The organism is Streptomyces asiaticus, assembly GCF_018138715.1.
In the GTDB taxonomy this organism is placed as follows: domain Bacteria; phylum Actinomycetota; class Actinomycetes; order Streptomycetales; family Streptomycetaceae; genus Streptomyces; species Streptomyces asiaticus.
Genome location: NZ_JAGSHX010000001.1, coordinates 860,205 through 876,410, shown reverse-complemented (window position 1 = coordinate 876,410; position 16,206 = coordinate 860,205). Strand labels below are relative to the sequence as shown.

Here is a 16,206-nt window from a genome sequence, read left to right as displayed (position 1 = left end):
GAGGCGCTGAGTTGTTCACGTGGCGGCGGGTGGATCCAGCGCACGCCTTGGGGCATCGGGTGACTTCAGGGGTGTGTGAGGGTGTCGAGTTGTGCAGTGAGGTCGGGGTGGGTGGTGGTCAGGTGGGGGCGGACGGCGTTGAGGGGGCGGATGAGCTCGGCGGGGTCGTCGTGGGCAAGGGCCGCGCGGAGCTGGCTGAGCGGGAGTCGGGCCGTGGGGGGCAGGTCGGTGAGGGCGGTGATCTGGCCGGCGATGCGGCGCAGGTCGGCTGCGTTGTGGCGGGCCCAGATGGCGGTGGTGCGTTCGGCGGCGCGGCGTTCGCGGGTGGCCTGGACGCGTTGTTCGCCGGTGGTTCCGGCGGGCCCGGGGCGGCCGCGCAGGTAGCGGCGTTCGGCGGCCTGGCGGCTGGCGACGCCGAGGGGGTGGGCGAGGTCGGCCCAGCTGGCTCCCGCCTCACGGGCGGTTTCGATCAGGCCGGTCTCCCATCCGGCGAGTTGCTCGCGCACCTGCCGCAGCAGCATCAGGGAGGCCAGCGCCTGCTCCGCCCTGGGGCCGGGCGCATCCCGGGTGTCCGGGGACTCCCGCTTGGCATCGCGCAGGGCGTCGTCTATGGCGTGCAGGGCCGCCGCGGCGGCGAGGAACGACGCCGGGCTATGGGCGTTCGTACTGGTCGTGGACGGCTGATCGGCTGCGGTCACGGGCACCTCCCTCTTGTCGTCATCCAATGGACGACATCATGTTTGTCATCCATTGGATGACATGCTACAACGGTGTCAGTGAGGCGCATTGGCAGCAACTGCCTGAATCTGCTGGAGGTGTTTTCACGATGTTGATGCGCACTGACCCCTTCCGTGAGCTGGACCGGCTGGCGCAGCAGCTGATGGGCCCGGGCACCTGGTCCCGCCCGTCGGCGATGCCGATGGACGCCTACCGCGAGGGCGACGAGTATGTGGTGGCCTTCGACCTTCCGGGCGTCACCGCGGACGCGATCGACATCGACGTCGAGCGGAACATGCTCACCGTCAAGGCCGAGCGGCGGCCGGTGGCGAAGAGCGACGACGTCCAGATGGAGCTGTCCGAGCGGCCGCTGGGGGTCTTCTCCCGCCAGATCATGCTCGCCGACACCCTCGACACCGAGCACATCCAGGCCGGCTTCGACGCGGGCGTACTCACCCTGCGCATCCCGATCTCCGAGCGCGCCAAGCCCCGCAAGATCTCCATCGGCGTCGGATCCGGCCAGAAGGAGATCTCCGGCTGACACCGGCCGGACGAGTGCGGAGGGCGGTCACCTGATCTCCCCCTCATCCCGCTCTCCGCACCCCCTGGGCAGCCCGAAGAAGAAGGGGTGGCGGCCGAGACAACTCTGCGACGCGCAGCATTCCCCGGCCACGTGAAGGAACGCGGCGAGTACGACACTGCGGAGAGCGCGCGGCCCGTATGGTGTTCGCTCTCCTCGGTGCCCACCCGGTCGGCGACGTCCGCACTCAGTCGGCAGCGCGCCTGCCTGAGGCGTTCGCCCTGATCCTGCTCAACCCGCCGCAGAGCGCGGAGCCGCTGCCCTCAGGAGCGGTTCGTCCGCGCAACCGCCGCGTGGATCGAGGACACCGCCGAGCAGACCGCGGCCTGGGGCGTCAGCGCCGGGCCGTCCACCGCCGCCGACGCCGCCGACGAGGACCTGCCAGCCAGCTCCTGCTCCAGCTACCCGTCGGCTACGACCTGCTCTTCGGCCGTCCCCAGCCCACCTGACCATCCCGCACCCCGGTGCCCGAACACCGGCCACAGCAAGAAAGGCAAACCCCCAGTGATCTCCGACCGGCAGGCACCGCCCCAGCAGCCGTACGGGACGGCATACGAGCAGATGCTGGAAAGGGTCCGCTACGAGGGCGCCTACCCCACCCGCGAGAGAGCCGACGAAGCCGTCCGCCTGGTTCTCGCCGGACTGGGGCGCCAGCTGACCGGCGACGAACGCGTCGACCTGGTCGGCTGCCTGCCTCTGGAAGCCGCACACGTGCTGGCCGAGCAGATCCCCGACCCTCAGCCGCTGACCGGCTGGTCCTTCGTCGAGGACCTCGCCGCCCGCACCGGCGCCTCCCTGGCCACCACCCGCTGGGACACTGGCTCCGTCTTCTGTGCCGTCGCCGCCTACGCCGGCCCGGACCTGCTCACCCGCATCCTCCACCAGCTCCCCACCGGCTACGCCCTGCTGTTCGGCCGCCCCGAACTCACCACCCAGGCCGCATAGACGGCGCACGGGCGGCCAGACGCCCGGTGCAGGCGTCGATACAGGCCCCAAGGTCTTGTGGTCCTTGGGGCCGTCCCCGTGCAGCGCCGCGGACACGCGGGCACGGCTGCGGCGCGGCACGGCGGGGTCTTGCTCCTCGGCCGGCTTGAGCGGCTGCTCCTCGAGCAGGGTGATCGGCGGAGGTGGTCCGGCACTTCCCCCGACCGGTAGACAGGCAGCCACCTCTTGTGGTCGCCCGCCGATCCGCGCGTGGTGGGCGGCGGAAACCTCGTCGCACTCGGTTCGTCATGCTCGGCATGCTCAGCCATCCGACTCCTCAGGGACGGCGGGCGGCTTGGCCCACAGCCGGATCAGCCGGGCGGGCTTGTCGTGACCGCCGCTGCCGAAGCGCTCGCCCGCCGCGGTAACCCACAGAGTGTCCGGATCCTCCGGATCAATCGCCACGGAGGTGCTGGTCTCGACGCCCTGGTCGGCGCGGGCGATCTCCGTACGCCGTCCGTCCGGAGCCAGCCGCAGCACACTGTCGAACATGTGGGTGGCCAGATAGAGGGTTCCGTCGTCGTGCACCGCGAAATCGTCCGTTCATGGGCTTCCCCACGACACCCGCCGCGCCGACCCCGTGCTACTCGCCGACTCGATGGTCGAGGACGTTCAGCCCATCTCCGTGACTCCAGCAGCGACCTGATACAGCGACGAAAGGCAAGCATCATGCGCAAGCGCTCTCTCGCTCTCGCGGTCTTATCCGCCGCCTTCGCAGGCATCGCCCGCGCCCAGCACGTCGGCGACCGGCAACAGTGCCTGTCCGGACGGCAACTTCTGCCTGTAGCCCACCTTCGCGTCCTACCCCACACCCGTCGAAACCCCGGTCCTGCTGACCAGTGGTGACTGGTCTGGAAACGTCGACGGGCTCGTGTTCCAGAACACCGGGTCCCGCGCCGTCGACGTGGAATACACCACTTACATGAACAACGGGACCGTCCCGGTGGATGGCACAGTGTGTGTCACGAGGGACAAGGTCAGCAGGCAGTTCTTCTACAACCCGACGACCGTGCACAAGGTCACGTGGCGCGCCGACAACACGTGCTGACATGACCGCACAGCGGGCACTCCCCAGCCGAAGCGCCCGCTTCCTCCGCAGCCCCGGGCGGATCTTGGTCACAGCGAGGCGACGGAAGGTGCCCGGCGTCACGTCCTGGAAGGGGACGACCCGCACCCCGTCGATCGAGCAGGGCCGGTCAGCGTCCCCGGCCCTGGGGGAACTGCCCGAGGTGAACCGCACGATGGACGACCACCGCCAGGCCCCGGATGTCCTCAGTGAAGGCGTCGACGCGGATCCGGCGTCCGCTGTGCAGCCGGATCTCGCACGTAGAGCCCATGCCCCGGGCGTCGGCGAGCGGTCGGCCGTCGCCGCCAGACGTACTCACCTGCGCGACGTCCCCCCAGGGGATCACGGTCGCGGTGCCCGCCACCCGGTGGGTGAACCCCCGCTCATGAAGGTCGAAGCACTGCTCCCGGGTACGGAACGCCTGCACCAGGCGCCAGATCCCCAGACCCCACCCCACCAGGCCGACCCCCAGTAGCAATCCCGCCAGCCCCGGCGCCCCCTCGGTAGTGCCCACCGACGCGATCGCCACCGGCACCCCGAAGGCCGTGCCCGCAGCCCCCACCAGCAACCAGACACCAGCCTGCCGCAGGCGTCGCGCGCCGTCCGTACGGTGCTCCCGCACGAACCTCCCCAACTGCTTGGCCGCTTCCGTACGCCTCATCGGGCCCCTCCCAGGTCGTGGACACCTCAAACTATGGCCCCCGTAGCCGACCCATCCACCCCTACTGCGGGCGTTGCGGGGACCCTCGATGGATACCGATCCAGAGCCGATCCATGGCCGATGCCCCATACGGCCTTCGCCCCCCGTTGCCGGGCCTCACCGGAGTTCCCGCCGCTCGTGGAACGCACATTCCGACAACGCGGAGAAAATTTCCGGTGTCGTAGAGCTGAACGCGAAATGGGAATTCGAAAAGATCGGTGACAGGGCATGGGAGTGGCACAACCCCGCGCGGATCTTCCTCGTCGAAACGGGTGATCGGAAATCAGATCCACTCCCCACGGAGGTTCTTCGTGTCCACCCTTGGCCCGCGTTCCCGCCGCGTCCGCCCGGTCGGCGTCGCCGCCTTACTGGCCGTCGCGGCCAGCACCGGACTCTTCGCCTGGAACGCCCAGGCCGCCACCTCGCCCGCGTCGCCGTCGCCGGTGTCGTCGACCGCGTCTCCGGCCACCGTGACCGTCACCGACGGAGCGATGGCCTACGCGGCGGCCGATGGGCAGACCAACAAGCTCACCATCAAGCGGATCAGCGAGACCGACACCACGCTGACCTTCGGCGTCGACGACGTGGTCGAGATCACCGCAGGCACCGACTGCACCCACCCCACCACAACCGACCTGACGTATGTGACCTGCACCGTGCCCGTCCCCGACCCGGACCACGGCGGCGCCCAGGGCAACGTCGAACTCGGCGACGGCAACGACAGCGCCAAGGTCTCCGGCGGCGATGTGAACATCGACGGCGGGACCGGCGACGACACCATCACCGGCGCCTCCGTCGCGGTGGGCGGCGACGGCGACGACACCATCAGCCACGCCACCGACGCGAACGGCAACGCCGGCAACGACACCATCACCGACTCGTTCGCGGTGTGGGCCGGGGACGGCGACGACATCGTCACCGGCGATGACGTGGCCAACGAGATCTACGGCGGCCCCGGCGACGACCACCTCGACGGCGCCGGCAACGATGACACGATCGACGGCCAAGAGGGCGACGACACCATCAAGGGCGGACCGGGCAACGACTACCTCTTCGGCGGCCCCGGACAGGACGACATCGACGGCGGCCCCGGCGACAACGTCATCGACCAGGACGGATCCGTCCCTGAGGGGTTCTGAGGGAACCTCAGGGGACCCGCAAGGGACCTCAGGAACCTGAATGACAAGACGGCCCGGGTCGACGACCCGGGCCGTTCCGCCGCCGAGGCCGCCCGCATCAGCCGCGCCGACGCCACGGGCGCCGCCAGACGTCCGGCCCGGAAAAGCGTCACCCCCTGTCGGCCGAGGAAACCGGCGTCGGCTGAGGAGTGACCGGCCCTGCATCGCATGCCGCGTGGTTCTGAGCAACTCGCGGGGGCCGGAATCCCTGACCGATCCGGTGGCCGAACTGGGCGAGCGGGCGAGCGCGGCGACCCCGGCGGAGGCCGCGCTCGCGGGTGACCTGGTCGTGGTGAGCGTGCCCCTGTACGCCGTCCGCGATGTCCCCACCGCGGAACTGGCGGGCAAGGTGGTCCTCGACACGAGCAACTACTTCCCCGAGCGGGACGGCAGGGTCCCCGAGTTGGAAAGTGGCGAGGTGACCGTCAGCGAACTACTCCAGGGACACCTGGAGAAGTCGAAGGTCGTCAGGTGCTTCAACAACCTGTACTACCGCCACATGTCGCTCCTGGCACGCCCTTCGGGCGCACCGGACCGCACCCACCTGACGATCGCGGGGGACGACGCGGAGGCCAAGACGGCGGCAGCCGAGTTCATCGGCAGCATCGGCTACGGCGTCGTCGACGCCGGGCCCCTCGCGGAGGGATGGCGGTTCGAGTTCGGCCACCCCGCCTACGCGGTGTACACCGACGATACGACTGAGCAGGACGCGAACGGGATCCACGGCCCCGCGATCAGTACGGCCGACGAGGTGAGGGAAGCACTGGCGAAGGTCAGGCGCTGAGCCGGCTCGCTCAGCACAAGCTCGCCGCAGCGCGCGACCGCGACTGCTGCCCGCGGCCGCCGCCCGCGGCCGCCGCCCGCGCCGTCTTCGCCCGCAGCTCTTCGATCGCGGCCTGCCCATCGCCGAACGCCTTCTCGGGCTCGCGCATCGGAGGAGCCTGCGTTCTGCCGCTCGGTGGCGGCCGCGATCCGCGGGTCGAGGACACGCTCCGGCATGCTCTGGCCTGGCGAGCGGCCGGGGCCTGCTGGTCGCCCGGCGACGCGGCCTCCCGCGCACGGACCGGCGCCTCGGGAGCGGCCGGCCACAGGTCCGGGTCGGCGACCGCCGAGGCGGAGCCGACGTCGCCGGGTGCGGGCGACAGGACGTGCACGGTGCGCACCTTCGAGCCCGGCGCTTCCGCGTCGGCCGCCGCGGTCGGCTTCGGTGCGCTCCAGCGCAGCTTGGTGCCGCAGGCCGGGGCGTCGGGGACGACGTCCAGGCGGCCGGTGTCCGCATCGAACTTCACCGCTTGGGCGTGGCCGGTGAGTTCAGGCGCGGCGCGGTGAGGATGGCGTCCCACTGCGCGAAGACGCCGCCGCCAGCGGCGGCCGGGGCGACCATGCCGCGCTCGGTCATCATCCAGCTGGTCGCGCTGCCGAGCCCTGGCGGGTCTTGCCTGCGTCGATGCGGGCCCAGATCGCGGCCAAGTTGTGCCTCCGTACGGTGCGCTGCTGGTGCCTCCTGACGGACGACCCTCGCTGTCGACTCGCTACGGAGCGATCATTCGTAATGATGGGAGGCGTGATCACGGGGCCGTGTCGGCCTGCTGTCAGGTGTTCTCACCGGGCCAACGCGAGCAGTTCATCGATCACCGGCTCCTCACCACCGTTACCGAGGTGGGCGATGGCCGCGAACGGGGCGATCACCCGGCTCCAGGCGTGAAGCCGGTCGCCATCGAGCTCGCACGCCGCCGCCACGCGCGCGCAGCGGGTCTCGACGCCCTCCAGCCCGGCGCCGGCCACGACGTAGTCCACCGCGTCAAAGCACGGATCACCCACACATGCCTTCGGATCGATGGCCATCAGACCGCGCTCCGCGCCACCGTCGAGCACATTGCCCAGGTGCAGGTCACCGTGGAGCAACACGGTTGTCGCTTGCGTGTCCAGCAGCCGCTCACACCGCTGAATGGCCCTGCTCCACGCAGTGGCATCGATACGTGCACTGATCGCAGGCTCGGACAGCCGCCTGCCGACACGAGCGAAGGCCTCCTCGCACCGGCCGCGCAGCACACGCGGCGGCCGCGGAGGCGGAGCGACCCCGTGCAACGCGGCGAGCAGATCCGACCACTGCCCGGGAAGCGAAGCAGCAGGCATGTCCTCCGCCGGCGTTCCGGGCACGACCTCTTCCATCACCATTGCGCCCGCGTCCTCGTCGACGGCCAGCACAGCGGGCACCCGGCCCGAGGCAGCGAACCACCCCAACATTCCGGCCTGCTCGGCCAAAAGGGCCCGCTCCGGACTGAGCTTCAGCACCGCGGGCGTGCCGTCGGGCCATTGGCACCGCAACGCGACCGACGAGGCACCATCCGGGAGGGATTCACCGAGGGAAAGGTCCCAACGGGACGTCAACCGTGCAATCAGGTTCGGCGCTTCAGCGCACCATTCGGCGACCTGCGGACCGAATCGACGAACGAGCCGCGTGGTTACGCTGTCCACATCCACCAATAGTCGTTTCACACGGGCCAGTCTGCCCAGTCTGCCGCTCCTACGACTCCGCCTCTGCTCCGCCGCTGCCCGGCTCCTCACCACCGCCCGCAGGCACCACCTGAGATTCACCACCCACCGGCCCCCCGCGGCCCGACACGGGCCGTCACGAAAAGTGAGACCGTGTGCTCCCTGCGTACGCGGTGCCCCGACTATGCGGGACGCGCGCCGGACGGGACGGGACGGGTGGCGTGCGCGGGGACGTACGATCCGGGGCCGCGGGGGTCGAGGTCTCTTTCGACGGGGGGACGACCTGGCGCGAGGCCTCGCTGAGCGGGCATGGCGACGGCCGGTACACCGCACGGTGGTTCAACCCGCGGTCTGCGGAAGGCCAGGACGTGACCCTGCGGCTGAGCGCGCGGGACGCGGAAGGGGGGACGCTCACCCAGACCGTGGAGGGCGCGTACCGGACGGCCAATGTTTCCGGGTGGTCACGGCCCAGTATCCGCACGCTGTCCGCCAGCAACTCGGCATACGACTCCGCGGCAGCGGCGGGGTCCCCCGCCTCGCCACGCCACTCGGCCAGGGCCCCTCGGGCGGCGAGGGTGTTGGGGTGGTCGGAGCCGAGCCGGCGGCGGGTGGTGGCGGACATCCGCCGAAAGTAGGCGGTGGCGGCGGCGACTCGGCCCGATTCGCCGAGGCTGGTACCCAATCGGAACAGAACCGGATGGACGCCCGGCCGGTGCAGTGCCTCGTCGGCACAGGCGGCGAGAGCGGCTGTGTTGGTACGCAGTGCCGCGGCGAGGGCGGTGTCACGTTCAACGGCGGGCCGGCGTGGCCTTGCGGACTGGCAGGCGATGGCGGGGGACGCGACGGGTGCCGCGGAAGCCCTTGCCTCCTTGGTGCCGCTGGTAACCAGGGTGCTGGGTCCCCATCACCCGGCGACCCTTGCGACCCGCCGTAGCGCGGCCAGTTGGCAGGGCACGGCGGGAGATGCCGCCGGAGCCGCTACGGCGTACGGGCGACTCCTGGCGGACACATTGCGTGTGCTGGGCGCCGATCACCCGGCCACGCTGGCCACCCGCCATAGCCATGCCCACTGGCAATGCCTGGCCGGAGACGCGGCCGGCGCCGCGGACGAGTATGTCCACCTGCTGCACGCGCGTATGCGGGTGCTCGGGCCCGACCATCCGAGCACCCTGCGGACCTGGCATGACGTGGCGTGGTGGCGCGGCGAGGCGGGCGACCCGACAAGTGCCGCACAGACTCTCACGGACGTCGTGGAAGCATGCCGCCGCGTACTGGGCCCCGATCACCCCTTCACCTTCACCGGCCGACTCACCCAAGCCCATTGGCGCGGCCTGGCGGGGGACGCGATCGGTGCCGCGGAGAGCATCGCCGAGCTGCTGCCCGACATGGCTCGGGTGCTGGGCCCCGATCACCGTGACATCCGCACGGCCCGCGACCAGCTGGCCCGCTGGCGTTCCCGGGCCGCGGAACGGTGCGGCGCCCCCGCCTGTTCGGCGGACTCGAAGGCAGCCGCCCGGTCGCTCGGTCGCCCGCGAGCTCGGCGGCCAAAGGCTTCCGAAGGCTTCCGACCTCGGCGAAAAGGTCAGTGCGTGAAGGTGCGGCGGTAGGCGGTGGGGGTGGTGCCCAGTGCGCGCCGGAAGTGCAGCCGCAGGTTGGCCGGCGTGCCCAGTCCGCAGTCCCGCGCCACCCGTTCCACCGAGTGGTCCGTGGTTTCCAGCAGTTCCCGCGCCTTGCCGAGGCGGGCGTTGAGCAACCACTGCAACGGGGTCGTGCCCGTCTCCTCGGTGAACCGGCGCATGAAGGTGCGCTGCGAGAGACCCGCGTGCCGGGCGAGCACGCGGAGGGTGAGCGGCTCGCCGAGCCGGTGCAGGGCCCATTCCCGGGTACCGGACAGCGACGCCTCACCCGCCACCGCGACGGGAGCCGGCACGTACTGGGCCTGCCCACCGTCCCGGTGTGGGGCGGCCACCAGACCGCGGGCGATCTCGTTGGCCACCACCGCCCCCAGGTCGCGGCGCACGAGGTGCAGACACAGGTCGATGCCGCAGCACACCCCGGCCGAGGTGAGCACATCGCCCTCGTCGACGTAGAGCACGTCGCGGTCGACCTCGACGGCCGGGAAGTCCCGCTCGAGCTCGTCGATGTGCTTCCAGTGGGTCGTGGCGTGCAGCCCGTCCAGCACACCCGCCGCGGCAAGTGCGAAGGCGCCCGTGCAGATCGACACCACCCGCCGGTCTCGGTCGCGGGCCTCGGCCAGCACGCCGAGCACGGCCTCCGGCGGCCGTAGAAGCGGTTCGTACCCCGGCACGATCACGGTGTCGGCGGCGCGCACCTGTTCCAGGTCCCCGTCGGCGACCAGGGCGAAGCCCGCCGTGGTGGCCACCTTCGCGTCCAGCGCGCACAGGGTCATCTCGTAGGGGGTTTCCGGCCGGGTGGTGAAGATCTGCGTCGGGATCGCCAGGTCGAGCGGGGTGACCCCGTCCAGCGCCAGGACCGCGACTCGATGCACTGCCATGGCAAGATTCTATCGAAGCGAGGAAATTTTGCCTCTCGCCAGGTCAGGGCGGTCGCGGCCAGGCTGAAGACATGACCGGACCTACCCGCGAGGCGACCGCCGACCTGATCACGCTGCCCGGCACACCGCTTGCCGACGCCGTCATGGATCTCATCCGGCCGGTGGAAACGCCGTCCGTGTTCAACCACAGCATCCGCAGCTACCTGTTCGCCCGGCTGGCGGCCGGCCGCCTCGGCCTGGCCGTCGGCCACGACTACCACGACGACCTGTTGTTCGCCGCGTGCGCGATGCACGACCTCGGCGTGGCGTCGGACGGCCCGCACAGCCAGCGGTTCGAGGTCGAAGGCGCCGACCGGGCCGCGGCATTCCTCATCGACCGCGGAGTGCCCGCGGCCGAGGCCGACCAGGTCTGGCAGGCCATCGCCCTGCACACCTCGCCGGGTATCGCGGAACGCCGTGGCACGCTGTGCGTGCTCGTCCGCGAAGGCGTCGCCCTCGACTTCGGCGGCCCATTGGGCGCCGGCCACATCGACGCCATCACCGATGAGCAGGCCAACGCCGTGCACACCGCCTATCCACGGCTGGACATGGTCCGCTCACTCACCGACGCGATCGTCGCACAGGCAGCGAAGAACCCGACGAACGCACCCCGGTATGCCATCCCCGGCGAATTCCTCCGCGAACGCGAGACCTTCGGCCGGACCCGGCTGGAGCACGCCTGCCGTTCGTCCCGCTGGGGCGACTGACCCCACGGACTCCACGACCCCTCAACAAAGAAAACGGCCGCCTCAACAAGGAAAAGGAACCACCCCAATGACCGTCCACACCATCGAGGTCCCCGAGGACAACGCCGTCTTCGGGCACACCACCAGCGCCTTCGCAAGCTTCGGCTACTCCGCCGCGGTCCGCGCGCACGGCCTCCTGTTCATCGCCGGAACAATCGGCCGCCGCGCCGACGGAACCATCCCGGACACCATCGAGGAACAGACCGAGATCGCCATCCGGAAGATCGAAGAGATCCTTCGACTGGAGAACCTCGACCTGTCCGCCCTCGTGGACATCACCAGCTACCACGTCGACATCCGCCAGCACCTGCCCGGCTTCATCGAGGCCAAACAGCGCCTCGTCAAAGCTCCCTACCCGACCTGGACGATCATCGGGGTCAGCGGCCTCGCCAGCCCGGGACTCCTCGTCGAAATCCGCGCGACCGCCGCCTACCCCGACGGCGCATCCCGATAGACCGGCTGGGTGAGCCGCCGGCCGGGCGGCCCGGTTCCTCAGAGCCTCCGCGCAAGCGGAGGTGAACCGTCCTTGCGGAAGACGCCGGTCTGCCGGGCTTGGGAATCCGTAGGCCGCGCTACACATCCGTTCGCCGTAGCTACACGAGAACAAGGCCCAGGAGAGATTCACTCTCGTGCGTCGCGCAGCTTGAGAATGTATGTCGCGGTGAGCGCAACGGCACGGTCCTCATCATGTGACAGATCCGCGAGGGCACGTGACGTCCGGATCCCCGGGATGTCCGCGAGCGCCTGTGCCAGCCGTCGACGTGCGGACGCTCCCATGGTGCCTCGGGAGAGGCGGTCGAGGAGCCCAGTGGCGATCTGATCCGCCAACTCGGGATCACTCGCCAGCGCGCTCAGTGCGTCAGCCGCGTCGGCGTCGTTCCGCTCCTCGACGATCATGTCGATGAGTGTCGGGACCGCGTCGGCCACGCCACGTGCCCCGAGCGCCAGAGCCGCGTACCTGCGGACCGCCATATCGGATTGCGTGAGGGCATCCCGCAGCAGTGCGGTCGCCTCATCATACGGAATCTCGGCGATGGACTGGACGGCACGTTTCCGCACCTCGGCCGCAGGTGAGCCGAGGCCCTCCGCCAATAGTGCCAGCGCGTCCTCTCCCGATCGTGCCAGAGCCCAACGAAGGGCCCCGGCGACGTTCGGGTCCGACTCGCTCAGCACGGCCTCGGCCAGTGCCTCCACCGGCACGGGAACGTCCTCCACCGCGGACAGGGCCGCCCGCTGCCGCGTTCCCGCGCTCTTCGATCCCAACGCCTGGAGGAGCGCGACGATCTGGAGGACCTCCTCCCAGCCCGCGGGTTGCGCGGCACCGATCCGACGGAGTCGCGTGAGCAGCTTCGTCTCCGCCGCGATGCGGTCTCGCGTCTGGCGGATGAGGTCGTCGACGAGCTCCGCGGGCGCGAAGCCGGGGTCATCGAGCGCGCGCCTGACGTCGCGCAGCGACAGCCCCAATGTCCGCAGGCTCTCGATGTGGAAGATTCGCCGGATGTCCTCGCTGGAGTACTCCCGATAGCCCGAGTCGGTACGACCCGTTGGCCGCACCAGGCCGAGCGATTCGTAATGCCTGAGCATGCGGGCGCTGACTCCGGACCGTCGCGCGACATCACCGATCAACACTGCCTACCGCCCCTCCCGGCCGCTCCCGCCGAGGGCTACGACGCGCTTCGCCTCCTCGATCGCGAACTCGAATCCGGCATCCGGGTCGCGCCACAGCCGCTCCGTGGCGAGTGCGTGCGTGCGCACACGAGGATCGGGATCCCTCGTCGCGGCGCCCAGTGCCGGCAACATCGCCTCCCCGAGCGCGATCAGCGCCCGGCTGAGGCTCAGCTGCGTCTCATGTTCGCCGCGCCCGAGCTGTGTCGCCAACACTACGGCCAACTCGTGCTCCCCACCCTCGGGCACGAGCACGACCGCTGCCCGCCAGGCGCTCCGGGCCACCTCGTCATCGGCGTCGGACAGCAGCGCCGGTGTGATCGCCGGCCACGCCTGCCGATCCCCGATCTTGGACAGCGTGTGCAACGCCTGGCTCCGTGCCTGCGCACGCTCCGAGCGGACTTCGTCGAGAAGCACCGGGAGTGTCATCGATGCCGCGTGGCGGGTGAGTGCCCACGTCAGCATTTCGCGCACGCAGAACTCTGGTTCGATCGCGCATCGCTCCATGAGCTTGCCGATGAACGCCGGGTCCGGGGTCGTGCCGACCGCCAGCGCTGCTTGCAGCCGGACCGATGAGCTGCTGTTCTCCAGCCCCCGGAGAATTCGTATCGTGTTCGTGTCCTCGCTCGGCGCCGTCATCGGGACCACCTCCTTGACGCAGTGAAGACCTTGTCACTGTGTCAAGGTCAAGCCGGGCAAGGCGGAGGACCGTGAAGAGGGCTTGGGCCGCTCGGCCCAGTACGTCGCGCAGCAGTCTCGCGTTCTTCACCACCTGGCTCGATACGGAGCCCGCCGCGACGGCCGTGACCCGGCTTCGGCGGCCGCCGCCGTGCCGCGCACCATGCCCACCGCGAGCACGTGCCTGCAAGGACCGCGCCCGCCCCGGTACTTCGCCGACCATGCCCGTTGGGTCTGCGTACAGAAGGCCGACACCAGCAGCAACCCATCCAGCGGCCCGCCGAGGGCAATGCGGGGCGGCCAGCGAATGACGTCCAGGTGAATACGCAACCCGGACAAACCCGGCCTCCTGCCACAGCCGCGTAACAGCGGCCGCACGGGGGACAACTCCCGCCTCACCCCGCCGGTCGAACCTGGTGCGTCGCACACCTGCGCTGCGGCGGAACCGGTGCCGCCCGGCGCGACTCCTGCAATCCCGACACACCTTGGAGTTGACCCGTGCCCAGGAAGTCCCTGCCGACGCGGCTTGCCGCCACCGCCGCGCTCCTGCTCGCCGCAGGCGCCCTGTCCGCGCCCGCCGCCTCAGCCAAGCCCACGAACGCCTCCCCCGGCGACGCCTACGTGCTGAACGTGAGCACCAACCCGACCAGCACCGACTACGGCAACCGCCGCGTCGACGTCACCGGCACCGTCACCAAGGCCGACGGCACCCCGGCGTCCAACATCCCCGTCACCATCCAGGAGGTCGTCCTCTTCACCACCTGGAACCCGTGGGGCGACCCGATCGACCCCAACTACTACGAGCCGCGCGACCTGGGCACGCCGGTCACCGACGCCAACGGAAGGTTCACCATCCCCGACGTCGACATCGACCACGTGGGCGGCAGCAGCCTGCTCAATGTCCAGCACCGGGTGCAGATCACGGCCCTCTACGACGAGGACGGCGACCCCAACACCCCGCAGGACGGCTACTACGCGGACACCACCGTGGCCGCCAAGGCCAAGCCCAGCTCCGTCAGCTACCAGGTCAACAAGAAGAAGGTGAAGGCGGGCGACATCCTCACCGTCCAGGGCAAGGTCAGCCTCCCCCAAGGGATCGAGCCCGAGGGCACCGAGGTCTTCCTCCAGACCTACTGGGAGAGCGAGTACCACGTGAAGACCACCGTGGAGGACGACGGCTACTTCGTGCTGTCCGTGCGCGTCTCGCGCGAGGACAATGCCTTCGAGCTGCGCACGGCTCCGAGGGACCTCTACGTGGCGGGCACGGACCGGCCGCTCCCGATCACCAACACCTCACGCCCCCGCACGTAGTCGTAGCCCTCCGGACGACGGGACTTCGGGCGCGAGTGGGCCGTGGGATGGCGCCGGTGGCCCTCGCTGTCCGTTCCGTCACGCCGGAATGCCGAAGACCGGTGTGAGCGTGGCCCGCGCCAGGGCGTGGGCCACGAGCCGGAAGCCGAGCCAGGCGGGGGTCGCGTCGGTGGGGACGTCGAGCGTGGGGACGTCCAGTGCGTGGACGACGAAGACATAGCGGTGCGGGGCCTCCCCCGGCTCGGGTGCGGCACCGAGGTAGCCGTGCCGGCCTGCGTCGTTGGCCAGCGTCTTGGCGCCGGTGGGCAGGTGTTGGCCACCGGCGTCGCCCGCGCCGGCGGACAGCTCGGTCACCGAGGCGGGGATGTCGAAGACTGCCCAGTGCCAGAAGCCGCTGACCGTCAGTGCGTCCGGGTCGTAGCACGGGAACTCCGGTACCAAAGGAAGCGCGCGGTAGGGGTCGTAGCGCTCGGTCATGGTGCGATCCTTCGGGCTCGTGGACACCTGGGTGATCGTGAGGCGAGGACGCGATTCGGGACTGCGGATTTGTCGAGGTAGGTGCAGGTCAACCCGGCTTTACGTGCTCATGGCCACCGCAGGTGCGGCGGACCGCCGCCTGCTTATACCATGCTTTAAGGGAGATATATGCGCTGACCGTATCGAATAGTGACAGGAAGGCGGTTGCGCGATGGCCAAGGTACTTTTCGTGATGACCGGTACGCCCTACTGGACGCTCAAGGACGGCACCAGGTACGCGACCGGCTACTGGGCTGAAGAGTTCGCCGCCCCCTACAAGGCCCTCACCGAGGCGGGCCACGAGATCACCGTCGCCACCCCCGGCGGGGCCGTTCCGACGGTGGACATGATGAGCCTGCGACCCGCTATGGCGGGCAGCGCGCAGATCGCACTCGATCTGGAGGCGATCATCCGCTCCGCGGAAGTGATGCGGCGCCCGATCCACCTCGCGAACGCCCGGCTGGACGACTACGACGCCGTCTACCTCCCCGGCGGCCACGGTCCCATGGAAGACCTGAGCGTCGACGCCGACGTCGGCCGCCTGCTGACGGAGGCCCTGCCCTCCGGTAAACCCCTCGCCATCGTCTGCCACGCCCCGGCAGCGATGCTGGCGACCAGGATCCACGGGAAATCGCCCTTCATCGGCTACCGGGTCACCGGCTTCACCAACGAGGAAGAGGAGGAGGTCGGCCTTGCCAAGAGGGCCCGCTGGACACTGGAGACCGAGCTCATCGCACTCGGCGTCGACTTCACCAAGGGAGAGAAATGGAAGCCCTACACGGTGGTCGACCGCAACCTGTACACCGGACAGAACCCCGCGTCGGCATCCCCCCTGGCGGAACGCCTGCTCAAAGTCATCTGAACCGCACAACGCTCAGCACCTGCGCGCCCGCCCATCATCAGCGGGAAGAGGGCCGGGGATCCGACGCCGGTGAAGGCTGAGGCCAGGTAGTGGGACAGGCTGTCGCCTGAGCCGTTGGTGGCTTTGGTCATGATGGCGGCGATGCCGGCGTAG

The 16,206-nt window shown here is 70.0% G+C and carries 20 protein-coding genes and 1 pseudogene; 11 read left to right on the top strand and 10 right to left on the bottom strand.

What is annotated here, in order from left to right:
• Positions 1–65 precede the first annotated feature (65 nt).
• Positions 66–698 (bottom strand): type III effector protein, encoded by a 633-nt coding sequence (locus KHP12_RS03545; protein WP_211831397.1) that lies wholly within the window; start codon positions 696–698, stop codon positions 66–68.
• 128 nt (positions 699–826) lie between these two features.
• Between KHP12_RS03545 and KHP12_RS03540 the strand changes: the two genes are divergently transcribed.
• From KHP12_RS03540 to KHP12_RS03530, 3 genes and pseudogenes are all read left to right on the top strand, one after another.
• Positions 827–1,258: an Hsp20/alpha crystallin family protein gene (locus KHP12_RS03540; RefSeq protein ID WP_211831394.1), complete on the top strand. Its 432-nt coding sequence runs from the start codon at positions 827–829 to the stop codon at positions 1,256–1,258.
• Positions 1,259–1,322: 64 nt separating this feature from the next.
• A pseudogene (locus KHP12_RS03535) lies at positions 1,323–1,746 on the top strand (DUF2267 domain-containing protein).
• A 55-nt stretch (positions 1,747–1,801) separates the two neighbouring features.
• Entirely contained in the window at positions 1,802–2,242 is a 441-nt protein-coding gene (locus KHP12_RS03530) for a DUF2267 domain-containing protein (protein ID WP_211831392.1), read from the top strand.
• Between the two features lie 300 nt (positions 2,243–2,542).
• Here KHP12_RS03530 and KHP12_RS03525 read toward each other — a convergent pair whose 3' ends face one another.
• Entirely contained in the window at positions 2,543–2,809 is a 267-nt protein-coding gene (locus KHP12_RS03525; RefSeq protein ID WP_086886524.1) for an SMP-30/gluconolactonase/LRE family protein, read from the bottom strand.
• A 394-nt stretch (positions 2,810–3,203) separates the two neighbouring features.
• Between KHP12_RS03525 and KHP12_RS52250 the strand changes: the two genes are divergently transcribed.
• Complete coding sequence (locus KHP12_RS52250; RefSeq protein ID WP_276328694.1) at positions 3,204–3,329, top strand: hypothetical protein; 126 nt, start codon at positions 3,204–3,206, stop codon at positions 3,327–3,329.
• A gap of 148 nt (positions 3,330–3,477) precedes the next feature.
• Here KHP12_RS52250 and KHP12_RS03520 read toward each other — a convergent pair whose 3' ends face one another.
• Entirely contained in the window at positions 3,478–4,008 is a 531-nt protein-coding gene (locus tag KHP12_RS03520) for a hypothetical protein (RefSeq protein WP_211831391.1), read from the bottom strand.
• Positions 4,009–4,358: 350 nt separating this feature from the next.
• On the opposite strand from KHP12_RS03520, the gene KHP12_RS03515 reads away from it, so the two are divergent.
• Together KHP12_RS03515 and KHP12_RS03510 are read left to right on the top strand one after the other, a co-directional pair.
• A complete protein-coding gene (locus tag KHP12_RS03515) occupies positions 4,359–5,186 on the top strand; it encodes a calcium-binding protein (protein WP_211831390.1) in 828 nt (275 codons plus the stop codon).
• A gap of 214 nt (positions 5,187–5,400) precedes the next feature.
• On the top strand, positions 5,401–6,009 hold the full coding sequence (locus tag KHP12_RS03510) for an NADPH-dependent F420 reductase (RefSeq protein WP_244202582.1): 609 nt from the start codon (positions 5,401–5,403) through the stop codon (positions 6,007–6,009).
• Positions 6,010–6,019: 10 nt separating this feature from the next.
• Here the strand turns inward: KHP12_RS03510 and KHP12_RS03505 are convergent, their stop codons facing one another.
• From KHP12_RS03505 to KHP12_RS53185, 3 genes are all read right to left on the bottom strand, one after another.
• The gene (locus tag KHP12_RS03505; RefSeq protein WP_211831389.1) at positions 6,020–6,514 is read right to left on the bottom strand and encodes a hypothetical protein; all 495 of its coding nucleotides are present in this window, start codon (positions 6,512–6,514) and stop codon (positions 6,020–6,022) included.
• 313 nt (positions 6,515–6,827) lie between these two features.
• The gene (locus tag KHP12_RS03500; protein ID WP_211831631.1) at positions 6,828–7,703 is read right to left on the bottom strand and encodes an aminoglycoside phosphotransferase family protein; all 876 of its coding nucleotides are present in this window, start codon (positions 7,701–7,703) and stop codon (positions 6,828–6,830) included.
• Between the two features lie 154 nt (positions 7,704–7,857).
• Positions 7,858–8,403, bottom strand: coding sequence for a tetratricopeptide repeat protein (locus tag KHP12_RS53185; protein WP_167442378.1), 546 nt, complete (start codon positions 8,401–8,403; stop codon positions 7,858–7,860).
• A gap of 334 nt (positions 8,404–8,737) precedes the next feature.
• Between KHP12_RS53185 and KHP12_RS03490 the strand changes: the two genes are divergently transcribed.
• Entirely contained in the window at positions 8,738–9,328 is a 591-nt protein-coding gene (locus KHP12_RS03490) for a tetratricopeptide repeat protein (protein ID WP_211831388.1), read from the top strand.
• On the opposite strand, the gene KHP12_RS03485 is transcribed toward KHP12_RS03490, so the two are convergent.
• On the bottom strand, positions 9,304–10,236 hold the full coding sequence (locus KHP12_RS03485) for a GlxA family transcriptional regulator (RefSeq protein ID WP_086880280.1): 933 nt from the start codon (positions 10,234–10,236) through the stop codon (positions 9,304–9,306). The two genes, KHP12_RS03490 and KHP12_RS03485, sit on opposite strands and share 25 nt — an antisense overlap.
• A gap of 71 nt (positions 10,237–10,307) precedes the next feature.
• On the opposite strand from KHP12_RS03485, the gene KHP12_RS03480 reads away from it, so the two are divergent.
• The gene (locus tag KHP12_RS03480) at positions 10,308–10,982 is read left to right on the top strand and encodes an HD domain-containing protein (protein ID WP_086880281.1); all 675 of its coding nucleotides are present in this window, start codon (positions 10,308–10,310) and stop codon (positions 10,980–10,982) included.
• 67 nt (positions 10,983–11,049) lie between these two features.
• Positions 11,050–11,475 (top strand): RidA family protein, encoded by a 426-nt coding sequence (locus KHP12_RS03475; protein WP_086880282.1) that lies wholly within the window; start codon positions 11,050–11,052, stop codon positions 11,473–11,475.
• Positions 11,476–11,642: 167 nt separating this feature from the next.
• Here the strand turns inward: KHP12_RS03475 and KHP12_RS03470 are convergent, their stop codons facing one another.
• Entirely contained in the window at positions 11,643–12,650 is a 1,008-nt protein-coding gene (locus KHP12_RS03470) for a MerR family transcriptional regulator (RefSeq protein ID WP_211831387.1), read from the bottom strand.
• Between the two features lie 3 nt (positions 12,651–12,653).
• On the bottom strand, positions 12,654–13,325 hold the full coding sequence (locus tag KHP12_RS03465; protein ID WP_086880284.1) for a HEAT repeat domain-containing protein: 672 nt from the start codon (positions 13,323–13,325) through the stop codon (positions 12,654–12,656).
• A 537-nt stretch (positions 13,326–13,862) separates the two neighbouring features.
• Between KHP12_RS03465 and KHP12_RS03460 the strand changes: the two genes are divergently transcribed.
• Complete coding sequence (locus KHP12_RS03460; RefSeq protein WP_086880285.1) at positions 13,863–14,675, top strand: acyl carrier protein; 813 nt, start codon at positions 13,863–13,865, stop codon at positions 14,673–14,675.
• Between the two features lie 78 nt (positions 14,676–14,753).
• On the opposite strand, the gene KHP12_RS03455 is transcribed toward KHP12_RS03460, so the two are convergent.
• Positions 14,754–15,152: a YbhB/YbcL family Raf kinase inhibitor-like protein gene (locus KHP12_RS03455; RefSeq protein WP_086880286.1), complete on the bottom strand. Its 399-nt coding sequence runs from the start codon at positions 15,150–15,152 to the stop codon at positions 14,754–14,756.
• Between the two features lie 211 nt (positions 15,153–15,363).
• Here KHP12_RS03455 and KHP12_RS03450 point away from each other — a divergent pair, with 211 nt between their 5' ends.
• Positions 15,364–16,053 (top strand): type 1 glutamine amidotransferase domain-containing protein, encoded by a 690-nt coding sequence (locus KHP12_RS03450; protein ID WP_086880287.1) that lies wholly within the window; start codon positions 15,364–15,366, stop codon positions 16,051–16,053.
• Positions 16,054–16,206: the final 153 nt, after the last annotated feature.